This is a genomic window from Psychrobacter sp. UBA2514 (assembly GCF_002341255.1).
Lineage (GTDB): Bacteria > Pseudomonadota > Gammaproteobacteria > Pseudomonadales > Moraxellaceae > Psychrobacter > Psychrobacter pacificensis.
Genome location: NZ_DDNS01000052.1, coordinates 40,507 through 52,552 on the forward strand (window position 1 = coordinate 40,507; position 12,046 = coordinate 52,552).

8 protein-coding genes and 1 pseudogene are annotated in these 12,046 nt (G+C 44.5%); 3 read left to right on the forward strand and 6 right to left on the reverse strand.

The genetic code is table 11. The features are described 5' to 3' along the window. Positions 1–555 (forward strand): Holliday junction DNA helicase RuvB C-terminal domain-containing protein (locus B3V51_RS12535; protein WP_286708523.1); only part of this gene is annotated, 555 nt, incomplete at its 5' end. An 88-nt stretch (positions 556–643) separates the two neighbouring features. Here B3V51_RS12535 and B3V51_RS12540 read toward each other — a convergent pair. From B3V51_RS12540 to B3V51_RS12560, 5 genes and pseudogenes are all read right to left on the reverse strand, one after another. Further along, positions 644–1,261 (reverse strand): annotated as a pseudogene (locus tag B3V51_RS12540) (FAD-binding oxidoreductase); the annotation flags it as partial. A 93-nt stretch (positions 1,262–1,354) separates the two neighbouring features. Then, positions 1,355–3,013, reverse strand: coding sequence for an ABC1 kinase family protein (locus B3V51_RS12545; protein ID WP_071001958.1), 1,659 nt, complete (start codon positions 3,011–3,013; stop codon positions 1,355–1,357). Between the two features lie 118 nt (positions 3,014–3,131). Then, complete coding sequence (locus tag B3V51_RS12550) at positions 3,132–3,836, reverse strand: ubiquinone biosynthesis accessory factor UbiJ (protein ID WP_286708524.1); 705 nt, start codon at positions 3,834–3,836, stop codon at positions 3,132–3,134. A gap of 80 nt (positions 3,837–3,916) precedes the next feature. Further along, a complete protein-coding gene (gene ubiE, locus B3V51_RS12555; RefSeq protein ID WP_071001956.1) occupies positions 3,917–4,966 on the reverse strand; it encodes a bifunctional demethylmenaquinone methyltransferase/2-methoxy-6-polyprenyl-1,4-benzoquinol methylase UbiE in 1,050 nt (349 codons plus the stop codon). Positions 4,967–5,050: 84 nt separating this feature from the next. Then, on the reverse strand, positions 5,051–5,755 hold the full coding sequence (locus tag B3V51_RS12560) for an FFLEELY motif protein (RefSeq protein ID WP_071001955.1): 705 nt from the start codon (positions 5,753–5,755) through the stop codon (positions 5,051–5,053). A gap of 338 nt (positions 5,756–6,093) precedes the next feature. Here B3V51_RS12560 and B3V51_RS12565 point away from each other — a divergent pair, with 338 nt between their 5' ends. Both B3V51_RS12565 and B3V51_RS12570 read left to right on the forward strand, forming a co-directional pair. Beyond that, positions 6,094–7,773: an ATPase gene (locus B3V51_RS12565; protein ID WP_286708525.1), complete on the forward strand. Its 1,680-nt coding sequence runs from the start codon at positions 6,094–6,096 to the stop codon at positions 7,771–7,773. A 640-nt stretch (positions 7,774–8,413) separates the two neighbouring features. Beyond that, on the forward strand, positions 8,414–10,021 hold the full coding sequence (locus B3V51_RS12570; RefSeq protein ID WP_093068765.1) for an inorganic phosphate transporter: 1,608 nt from the start codon (positions 8,414–8,416) through the stop codon (positions 10,019–10,021). 100 nt (positions 10,022–10,121) lie between these two features. Here B3V51_RS12570 and B3V51_RS12575 read toward each other — a convergent pair whose 3' ends face one another. Next, positions 10,122–11,765, reverse strand: coding sequence for an aminotransferase class I/II-fold pyridoxal phosphate-dependent enzyme (locus B3V51_RS12575; RefSeq protein WP_093068767.1), 1,644 nt, complete (start codon positions 11,763–11,765; stop codon positions 10,122–10,124). Positions 11,766–12,046: the final 281 nt, after the last annotated feature.

A 12,046-nucleotide genomic window follows, 5' to 3' on the forward strand; every position in this document is an offset into this window, starting at 1 on the left:
CGTTCTATTAAACTTGACCTGCCACCGTTTACATTGGTGGCAGCAACTACCAGAGCTGGGCTATTGACCTCACCGCTGCGTGATCGTTTTGGTATTGTCCAGCGTTTAGAGTTCTATAATATTGCGGATCTCACAACAATTGTGAGCCGAGCAGCACGCCTGATGCGTGTACCAATGAGTGAGGATGGCGCTATAGAGATTGCCCGCCGTGCACGCGGTACACCAAGGATTGCTAACCGCCTGTTACGCCGTGTGCGTGATTATGCTGAGGTAAAAGGCGATGGTAGTATCAATGGTGCCATTGCAGGCAGTGCGTTAGACATGTTGGCAGTGGACAGACGAGGACTCGATCATCTAGACAGACGCTATATAGAGATATTACACGAGCGTTTTGATGGTGGTCCTGCTGGGGTGGAAGCCGTGGCAGCGGCAATGGCTGAGGATAGAGGTACGCTTGAGGACGTGATTGAGCCTTACCTTATTCAACAAGGGTATGTATTGCGTACTGCTCGTGGACGGGTGCTAACACAGATGGCAATTGATCAAATGTTATGACAATGAGCATTAAAAATGCGCCTGCTTCTAATTAAAAGCAGGCGCATTTTTTTTGATTATTGCTTTGACTCTATGTATGTTTTGATTTCAGCCGTGTTAAATCATACCCTGCGGCAGATTTTTTGGCCCGCGTGCCTGTACGTACGATATCTCCGCTCGCAGTGACAACCTCGAGCGCGAGTACCACATCTTTCATGGTACCGTAGCGTACCGCATTGGTGCCCGACGCACGAGTGGCGACCATACCACCGATACTGGCATTGGCGCCGGGATCTATCGGAAAAAACAGCCCTGCATCGCGCAGATAATGGTTCAGTTGCTCACGCGTCACGCCAGGCTGAACGGTAACGGTCAAATCTTCATTATGAACCTGCAAAATGGCATTCATTGCGTGCATGTCGATGCATAACCCACCATAAGGTGCATTGAGCTGGCCTTCCAAAGATGAACCGATACCAAAAGCAATCACTGGCATCTCATACTGATTACAAATCTCGACCGCCGCTGCTACTTCCTGTTTGTCCTGTACCGTTAATACTGCATCTGGTGGCTGATTGGTGAACCACGTCATTGTATGGCCATGCTGCTCACGCACTGTCGAATTCACACTCAGTTGTTTGCCAAAACGTTCCTGTAAGGCTGTAATAGCCAAGCTATGATCTGGCTTGATAGTATTATGAGTCTGTGACAATGGTAGTGATGACATGATGAATCCTATAGATAATGCGACTATTTAGCATTAAAGCATATTCAATATCTATTTAATATGTGTCATTGACAGGAATTTGTCCTATGGTAATTAAGCTAGGATACGCCAAATGACCACCACAATAGCTAACAAATAAAAGAAAGGTGCAAACCAGCCTACTTGAGTCGCAATGCCAATATTGATTCCGAATCCTGCCAATGCCAACCAGTCGCGGCGACGGTCGTTGAGCATATCGGCGCGTATTTGTTGTATTTCACGCAGTTGGCTGTCTTGCCGTGAGCCTTGTGAGGCAAGGCTTTGTAGCCCTTGATCCAGTAGCTTTGGAATGTCGGTAGTAGACAAGAGTAGCTCAGGTAACTGTTGGCGCAACTGTTGTAAGTTACGCATCGGGTCTAACTGTTCTTTAATCCAGCTACTCAAGATTGGTTTGGCAAGTGACCAGATATCAAGATCAGGATAGAGGTCACGACCGAGCCCTTCTACATGTACCAAGGTTTTGAGTAATAGCATCAGCTGCGGCGGGATACTCATATGATGGCGACGAGCAATGTCTAAAATCTGCATCAGCACACCAGCAAAATCGATATCGTTGATTGATTTTTGTAGCATGGGGCCTACGGTACGCTTCATATCACGCATCAGCGCATGTTTATCAGCATTTGGTGGTATCCAACCTGCACGGCTAACGATGTCGACGACCGCGGTGAAGTTGTTATTCATGACTGCAAGTAACATACGTGCCACGATAAGCTGATCATCTTTTGACAGGGTACCCATGATGGCACAATCAAGCCCGATATAGCGTGGCTGATGACCCAAATCAACCGCTGCCATATCTGCATGTAATGTTTTGACAGGTGGCGTCTCAACAAACACATTGCCCGGATGCATATCAGCATGAAAAAAGTTATCCCGAAAGACTTGGGTGAAAAATATCGTCAAGCCTTTCTCTGCAAGCGCGGCACGGTCATAACCCAACTGATCAAACACCTCAACTTGTGAGATGGGAACGCCTTGGATACGCTCCATGACCATCACGTTTTTGGCAGCATCATATACTTCAGGCACATACATCAATGCTGAACCCAAGAAGTTATTGCGCATCTGGGTAGTGTTGTCCGCCTCAAGGGTCAAATCCAGCTCATTGAGCATTACTTGTCGATAGTCTTCAACAATATCGATGATATGAACAGCACGCGCCGCTTCGATACGCGCCGATGCCCAACTTGCCAGTTCTCGCAATAATTCAAAATCAGAGACAATCACCGTGCGAATATCAGGACGCACGACTTTAACCACCACTTCACGCCCATCATGCAGAGCTGCAGTATGGACTTGGGCGATAGAGGCTGCCGCTAGTGGTTTAATATCAAATCGTGCAAACAATGTATCGATGGACTGACCGAGGCCATGTTTTGGATGCTCAATTTGAGCGACAGCAATATCAGCGTCGAAAGGTTTAACTTTATCCTGTAGCTGTACTAACTGAGCGATAATCTCAGGCGGTACCAAGTCGCGACGCGTTGAGAGTAATTGACCCAATTTGAGAAACAGTGTACCCATCTCTTCAAGCGCGTACTTGATTCCATTTGGCTGATGCTTTTTACCCCATGCTGCTGGATGCGTACGAATTAAGCGTGCTAAAGGTTGCAGTTGCGGCGCTTCTTCGACAGATAAATGGGTATCAAGGCGATAAGTTGCGGCGATACGCCAAAGCTCTAGTAGACGGGCGCGGTGAGATAATAGCATGGGATTGGGTACTCTGGACAAAAACGAAAATAGGGTAGGCGCTATGCGTCATTATAGACAATGCTATCAGTAATAGCGTGTGCTCATCATTGATAAGACAAGCTACTAATAAAACAAACTACTGGTGAAACGAGTTATTGTGGGAACGTGCTTGCTCTTCTTTGATAGCCGCAAGTTTGGCCTCTTCACGTTCGACATCAGCACGCAACTTTAGAATCTGCTGTTTGAGATCGTTTACTTCAGCGACCTCAATAGGGTCAGGCGCGCTATTGCCTGCCACATCATTGGCCCAATCGCTGACATCATCAAATGCACGTTTGGCACTATGACGCCAGCTGCCTTTAAGCTGAGAGATAAGAAGATGTATTTGGCTGGCCATTGGTTTGCCGATTAATGGCTCAAGCTGCCCAGCCAAATCAGGATCAAAGCCAGCCACCAGCTGTTTGAGCTGCATCAGTACTTTGTAATCGCCCGCGATTGGTAAGTTACCCTCCGCGCCGCGCATCAGATTGAGTAGCTGCGCTGGATTATCGACTGTGATGGTACAGTCCGGACGGCTATGACCAAAACGGGCACGCTCCATACTGGCTTTTTGGCGCTCATTCATCTGACCACTTAGCTCAAATACACTGTCTGTCGTGACTGGCTCAAAACGCAACCGTTCATGAGTGAACAACACGTCCAAATGAATGTCAGGCATGCCCATGTTGAGACGCAGTACTTTACCAGCAAGCGGCGCTAGCCCTGCCTTGGTAATCTCGTCACTCGCAATAGCAATGTTAATCAGCTTCTCGGCACCAGCCAATAGTAAAACAGTCAGCATAAGGCTCTCGCATCATTAATTGAGCGCCTTTGAGTCAGCGCGTAGTATGTTTGGTTTAATATGGTATTGCTAATTGTACTTTACGCTTTAAAACCACGATGTACAGCGACAATGCCAGCAGTCAAGTTATGATAATCACAGTTCTCAAATCCTGCTTGTTGCATCATCTGTTTGAGCGTCTGCTGATCAGGGTGCATACGGATTGATTCCGCCAAGTATTGATAGCTTTCAGAATCATTAGCAATCAGTTTGCCCATCATTGGCAGCGCTGTGAATGAATACAAGTCATATGCTTTAGATAATGGCTCAAATACGGGCTTTGAGAATTCTAAAATCAATAAGCGACCACCCGGCTTTAGGACACGGTACATCGCACGCAGCGCTGCATCTTTGTCGGTGACATTACGTAAACCAAAGCTGATGGTGACCAAATCAAAGCTGTTGTCATCAAATGGTGCCAAAGTTTCAGCGTTCGCCAATATAAAATCAACGTTATTGCAGCCAGCATTGATTAAGCGCTCGCGGCCCACTTCTAGCATGGCAGCATTGATATCAGATAATACAACATGGCCATTTCTACCGACTTCACGGCTGAATACTTTGGCTAAGTCGCCTGTACCGCCCGCGATATCGAGTACATGCTGACCGGCACGAACCCCTGATAGGCTAATGGCGTAGCGCTTCCATAGACGATGAATACCAAATGACATGAAATCATTCATGATGTCGTATTTTTTGGCGACAGAGGTGAATACATCAGCCACACGTGCTTGTTTTTCGGCTTTGTTGACCGTCTTATAGCCAAAGTGAGTTTGCTCATTGCCATCAGTTTCAGGCGTATGTGGGTTATTGATATCATCACGCTGATTGAAAAGCGCTTGCCTTTCTGTGCGTACTGAAGTATCCGTGCTGGTTGGTTTTTCGGTATTTGGCATAGTCGTTTGTTGGCCTTGTGGCGTTCCAGTTGGTAGGTCTTGGACTTTAGTAAAGTCATTATTGCTGTTATCTTTATTAGATGCAGCTGTCTGCGCGCGTAATATTTGCGCGCTGATATCTTGGTTGTGATCGATACTGTCTTTTACCAATTTGTTCTGCAAATGAGCGTTGTTATTACTTGATGTGTCGGTCATCACATTATCCTAAGATTTGTTTTTATTAGGCTATGTACAGCCTGAGATATGCCAAGAATTAATTGGCTATTTAGCGTATTGATTCTATGATACACCAAACCCTACTGGCTTACCGCCATTATGTACTTCATCAACAATTAGCAGTTCACGTTCACAAAACGGTTCAATAAAACTGCTTACACTACTTAAAGGTTTCATAGCTTTGAAGCCTGCGTCGATGAAATCATAAAGTGGCTGGTAATTGCTGCGATAAGCAGCACTTTTTGCCAATGCAAAGGCCTTTTTGAGCATAAAGGTATTTAAGTGTTTGTCAGTGCGGTAACAAACGTCTTTTAGGTTGGCAATCTGTACTCGGCGTTCAGCTTCCTCATCAACCGCACGGTAGGCAGCTAGCATATTGTCTGCGTTCACTGGTAAGTTTTGATCGAGTAGCCACTCAGCCAAATGTAGATCCAGCTCAATGGCCAAAATTGCTGCTTGAATACCCATGCTGCCAGCCTCTAATGCAGACTCTTTGGCAAGACGTTCTAGTTTTTTGGCTTTTGGCAGGATACGGGCCAGTTGTTTTGCTAGTATCTCGAACTCATCACCACCATATAGCTTCGTTAAAAAATAATCTGCCATTAGCTGGTTTTTGGGTTGTTCAAACAGTGCACGATGGGTGTGACGGATACGTACTTGTTGCCATGTTTGTACTTCATTGAGCTTGGCTCTCAATACGTCATTTTCATGGTGAGGCAGAGCCCAAAAACGTGTCAAATGCTGTTGCAAGTCGGCTAGAGCGGTCATGGCAGTAAATCCTATAATAAAAATAGATAATATTGAAAATTTGAGGCAGCGTTATTGTGGTTGTTTAACCGCATAGGCTTTTGAATAGCTATTTTAGCAAGTATTAAAAATTGTGTTCACCATAAAAGAAAATAAATGAGAATACAAATGCCAAACTGTTACATAGCAATATTATTTACTCGATTGGCGCAATGCTATGATGAAATAGCTTGATGAAATTACTCTAGCATAAAACGCAGTGTCAAAAAGAGTCTGCCAAGCGAGAGTATCTAATATCATTCAATGGCAAAGCAGTGTAATAACAATATCATTCAATAACAATAAAAGTGAGTCCAATCATGTCCCAAAAAAATGATACTACTGAACCAGAGGCACCACAAGCGGTCAGTTCGCAGTTTAGTGAGCAAGTCGTCGAGGAGCGCCTAACGCCCAATCCTTTGAGTCAGTTTTCTATGGACAAGGATGCCCTTAGGCTCGCCTTGGTTACGGCGCAGTATGCGCTAAGAGCCACCCGGCAACAGACACCGCCAACGCTCAATAAACCAACGGGGCTGCTGGTACTCGTTAATGGGATGGAGCAGGCAGGCAAGGGTACCGCTGTTAAGCAATTGAGGCAATGGGTCGATCCAAGATTGCTTAAAGTTGAGGCAACCGTCGGCCATGCGCCGCTAAGCTATCAGCCTATTTGGCAAGTTCATACCGGCGCGATGCCGCGCCATGGCGATGTGATGGTTTATTTTGGTAATTGGTATGCTGACTTGTTATACAACGTCATGCGCATAGCAACATCAAATAACGAAGATAAAAAGAAGCAGTCAAAAAATCAAAAACATATCGATAAAAATGCGCTTCCTATTGCGAAATGGCAAGCCTATTTACAGCAGCAGTTAGCTGAGCTCAAAGCATTTGAGCAGGATCTTATAGCCAATCATACTAGGCTACTGAAATGCTGGTTCCATGTGGATATGGAAACACTGCATAGCCGTCTACAGGATAGTGAGGCTGATCCGCAGTTTTTGTATCAAATTGACTGGAACAGCAAAACAGTGATCGAAAAATTTAACGAGGTTGCAGCCACTCTCTTACGGCAACAAGATGACTGGATCATCATTGATGGTGATGATAAATCGGCAGCGGCTGACGATTTTTGTCATGAAGTCTTACATGCGATGCAAATGGCGCTCGTTAGTAGTCGTGCCAGTACAACTGAATCTACAGAAAAAAAACCACCGTCCAAGACAAAAAAATCCAAACCAAAAGTTGAACAGGCGCCGTTTGAACCGGTAAAGATACCGAAAAGCTTGACCAATATTGATGATTCAAAGATCAGTAAGTCTGAATATAATGATGCTTTGGCAAAGAAGCAAACACGTCTCGCTGAATTACTACGGGCGCGTCAAGGTCGTCATGTTGTCTTTGCCTTTGAGGGCATGGATGCGGCTGGGAAAGGAGGCGCAATCAAAAGGCTAGTTGCCGCACTCGATCCACGTGAATATCAAATTTACAATATCGGCGCACCGATGTTATACGAGACTCAGCACCCTTATTTATGGCGCTTTTGGACCAAACTGCCCAATGAACAAACCAACCGTGTTAGCCGTATTGCCATCTTTGATCGGACTTGGTATGGCAGAGTATTGGTTGAGCGTGTTGAGGGGTTTGCCACCGATGAGGAGTGGCAACGCGCGTATGATGAAATCAATCGTTTCGAATCCGACTTAACAACAGCTGGAACGTTGGTCATTAAATACTGGTTAGCTATTGATAAAAAAGAGCAGCTAAAACGCTTCGAAGCCCGTCAAGATACACCGCACAAGCAATTCAAACTCACTGATGATGATTGGCGCAATCGTGATAAATGGTCAGATTACGTGCAATCTGCAGCAGATATGCTGGCACGCACCAATACAAAAACAGCGCCGTGGTGTATTATCGCGACCAATGAAAAGCGACAAGCGCGTTTAGACGTCTTAGATCATGCCATACAGCAGTTATCGGAAGCATCTGATGGCAATTAGCTATCACAAAATAACTAAGATTTGCCAGTTATTTATACTTTTGAAAAACCATTTTTCCCCAATTTTGCTTAGGGAAACATACGAAATTTAATCTGTCATTGATAAAGGATGAGTTCTGTGGACACGCTCACAGTTACAAATCTTGCAATATCATTATGCATTATGTGATTATATTTAATATAATAGGGCCGCAATTGTCTTTACCCTGTCATAAAATGCGCTGACAGATGCATATTTTATGATGAGTACAGATATTTAAAAGACATTATCGCCGTATCTAAGTATTGATAAACACTGTATTGATAAAAAATGTACTGATAAAGACCGTAACATCACCAGAAAGATAAGCCGCAAGATGCTGTAATCAAATGATTGGGCAATATACTTTGCGGCTTTTTGATATGTGATGTGTTTTTACAGAGAAGCCTATCAACGCCTTGAATCAAGCATAGATGAATGATTCTAAGGTACGGCAGCAAAATCCGCTAAATATTATTGTTTAGCATTCATTGTTTAAAAAGCACGTTGCGTATTTATCATCATGCTACTTTAGTGTGTGGTTTTAAAACTCACATGTATGGCTGCGCAATGTTACTAATCGCATATAATTTCAATCAGCTTACGCAGGACGTATTAACGTATGGGTATTAGCAACAGTTCTACAGGGCCAACCCAATCAGTCGGCTCTACGAAAGTAAATCTATTTTTTGCCATTTTATTGATTGCGATGACCATCTACTTTTTGTGGTGGGGTTTAGATTACACCATGCGTCAGCAAACGACGCTGTTTATTATAGCGACCGCGTTTGGTGTCTTTATGGCATTCAATATCGGTGGTAACGATGTCGCCAACTCTTTTGGTACTTCAGTGGGTGCAGGAACGCTGACTATCCCGCAAGCATTGGGTATCGCAGCGATATTTGAGGTGTCGGGCGCCGTACTGGCAGGTGGTGAAGTAACCGATACCATCCGAAGCGGTATTGTCGATTTAGACGGCCTCTCAGTCGAGCCCAACCAGTTTATTTATGTCATGCTCTCAGCGTTGTTTGCTGCTGCGTTTTGGTTGTTATTTGCTACCAAAAAAGGTCTGCCAGTGTCGACCACCCATGCAATTATTGGCGGAGTGGTGGGTAGCTCCATCGTATTGGGTATCACGTTAGGTGGTACTGAAATGGCGTTATCAACGGTAAGTTGGAGCAAGATTGGCACTATCGCTATCTCTTGGGTTCTATCACCGTTACTAGGCGGCGTTTTGTCTTATCTACTATATGGCCAAATCAAGAAAAATATCATTGAATATAATGATAGAACAGAAGCGCATATTGGTGAGCTAAAAGCCAATAAAAAAGTATTAAAGCAAAACCATAAAGAGTTTTTGGATGGCTTGACAGAGTCAGAGCAATTGGCTTACACGTCAGCGATGCTACGAGATCAAGAAATCTATAAAGATGATGATTGCTTGGTTGAAGATTTAGAGACGGATTATTACAAAGAACTTTATAAGCTTGAAAACGAGCGCAGCAACCTCGATACCTTAAAAGCATTGAAGCAATGGGTGCCTATTATTGCGGCTGCGGGCGGTGCAGTGATGGCCTCCTTGGTTATCTTTAAAGGTTTGAAAAACGTCAATAACGGTATGACGACGCTGCAAGGCTTTTTAATCATGGGGATGATAGCAGCCCTCGTTTGGCTTGCAACTTATATTTATACCAAAAGTATCCGCGGCAAGCACAAAGAAGATCTGACCAAAGCCACCTTTATTATGTTTAGCTGGATGCAGGTCTTTACCGCGTCAGCATTTGCTTTTAGTCACGGCTCAAACGATATTGCCAACGCGGTTGGTCCTTTTGCTGCGATTATGGATGTCATTCGTACCAATAGCATCTCGACCGAAGCGGCTGTACCACCTGCTGTTATGCTGACTTTTGGTGTGGCACTGATTGTTGGTCTTTGGTTTATCGGTAAAGAAGTCATTCAAACTGTCGGTACCAATCTAGCGAAGATGCATCCAGCTTCTGGATTCTCAGCTGAGCTGGCCGCTGCTGCTGTCGTTATGGGCGCATCAACGATGGGTCTTCCTGTATCAAGCACGCATACCTTGGTTGGGGCTGTATTGGGTATTGGTATGGTCAATAAAGATACCAATTGGGCGCTCATGAAACCAATCGGTTTGGCATGGGTCATCACCTTGCCAGTTGCTGCTGGTCTATCAGCAATCAGCTATATTGTATTGAGCAATATTTTTTAATCTTAAGGCGCTAGAGCTCTGCACTAAAGCTTATTCTAGAGCCATAAAAAACGCTTATCAGCATGACGCCGATAAGCGTTTTTTAATGTCATATGAATATTTACTCAGTGCCAAACTGCTGGCGTTTTTTTGCAAAAAATCGGTCCAATCTATCCATCGCATTTTCTAAATCAAGCAAGTTAGGCAAAAAGACCAAACGAAAATGATCGGGTTTGTCCCAGTTGAAGCCTGTGCCTTGCACCATCAACACGTTTTCTTCGACGAGTAAGTCCATCATAAAGTCCATATCATCCGTGATAGGGTAAACCTCTGGATCCATTTTTGGAAAACAGTAAAACGCACCTTGCGGCATGGTACAAGAAATGCCTTTAATCGCATTGAGACGTGAAACCGCCATTTCGCGCTGTTTATATAGGCGACCTGTTTCGGAGGTCAAGTCTTGCATACTCTGATGACCGCCCATCGCTGTTTGGATGGCATACTGTCCTTGAACATTCGAGCAAAGGCGCATGGATGCCAGCATATCCAAGCCTTCAATAAAGTCAGTCGCGTGTTGTTTGCGTCCAGACACCATCATCCAGCCTGAGCGAAATCCGGCAATACGGTGTGACTTTGACAAGCCATTGTATGAGAGTACCAGTACTTCATCGGTCAAGGTGCTCATCGGTGTATGTACATTATCATCATAGAGAATACGATCGTAAATCTCGTCCGCCATGATGATTAAGTTGTGCTCTTTAGCAACTTCGATAATTTGTTTTAATAACTCATCGCTATAAAGGGAGCCTGTCGGGTTATTGGGGTTGATAACCACGATGCCCTTTGTTTTGCTAGTGATTTTAGATTTAATATCCTCAACATCAGGATGCCAGTTGTCTGCTTCATTACAGCGATAATGCACAGCGGTGCCGCCAGCGAGGTTAGCCGCTGCTGTCCAAAGTGGGTAATCTGGCATCGGAATCAGGACTTCATCGCCATCGTTCATTAGCGCTTGCATGGTCATGACAATCAACTCAGACACACCATTACCCAGATAGACGTCACGCACATCAACTGCTGATAAGAGGCCTTTAGACTGGTAATATTGCAAAATGGCTTTGCGCGCCGAAAAAATCCCTTGTGAGTCCGAATAACCCGTTGCCTCAGATAAATTCATCGCCACGTCACGCAAGATTTCATGAGGCGCTTCTAGACCAAACGGCGCTGGATTGCCTACATTTAGCTTCAGTATGCGCTTACCCTCTGCTTCCATTTTATTGGCAGTTTGGAGTAGGGGGCCGCGAATGTCGTAGCAGACGTTTTGTAATTTATCGGATTTTTTTATGGTGTTCATAGCGTGACCCTTTGTCGGGTAGGTTTGTGAATGTTTATCGGTGTCGGGAAAAGTCTCAAGCTGAGTCTTAGCTGCCCCATTGTCTGATGGGCTAGCTGAAGCGTGAGCTGTCTCTAAATCCATACTTTGAGATAAATAGTTGTCTTCGGATAAAAGCATACTAGTATCTTCACTTTGAAGATCACCGCGCAAGAGATAGCCTTCGCTACAGCCTAAAATACGAGCCAGTGTCGGTAGCTTAGATGAGACAATACCATTAGTGCCGCGCTCCCAGTTGGAGATAGCGCCGCGACTGACCTTTGCACCAGCGGCTGTCATTGCCTGTGCTAGCTGCTCTGCGGTAAATCCTTTGTCTCGGCGTAGCTGTACTAGCCGCTCTGCTTGCGTGCTTTTACTATTGCTATCGGACATTGTTATTTGAGCCTTTATCAATCAGTGAACGTGTATAGATGATACAAAATTGAATATTTTTTCATAACTTACCAATGCAAGATATTATTGCATTACAAAAAATATTGCAAGAGATAGAAACGCTTTTTATAAAATGCAAGAATAACTTGCAATATTGTGTCTTTTCCTCTTTGCTGGATGCTCATATCTTGCTCACATCTATAGATAAGCGAATATTATTGACTGTATTTTATTAGAAGGGTGCTGCCCAAAGCACTGTAAATCACCTAGCATTGGCAGTA

Coding starts and splice junctions, on each gene's coding strand:
- B3V51_RS12565 (WP_286708525.1), top strand. CDS start 6,094: ATGTCCCAAAAAAATGATACTACTGAACCAGAGGCACCACAAGCGGTC.
- B3V51_RS12550 (WP_286708524.1), bottom strand. CDS start 3,836: ATGCTGACTGTTTTACTATTGGCTGGTGCCGAGAAGCTGATTAACATT.
- ubiE (WP_071001956.1), bottom strand. CDS start 4,966: ATGACCGACACATCAAGTAATAACAACGCTCATTTGCAGAACAAATTG.
- B3V51_RS12570 (WP_093068765.1), top strand. CDS start 8,414: ATGGGTATTAGCAACAGTTCTACAGGGCCAACCCAATCAGTCGGCTCT.
- B3V51_RS12560 (WP_071001955.1), bottom strand. CDS start 5,755: ATGACCGCTCTAGCCGACTTGCAACAGCATTTGACACGTTTTTGGGCT.
- B3V51_RS12575 (WP_093068767.1), bottom strand. CDS start 11,765: ATGTCCGATAGCAATAGTAAAAGCACGCAAGCAGAGCGGCTAGTACAG.
- B3V51_RS12545 (WP_071001958.1), bottom strand. CDS start 3,013: ATGCTATTATCTCACCGCGCCCGTCTACTAGAGCTTTGGCGTATCGCC.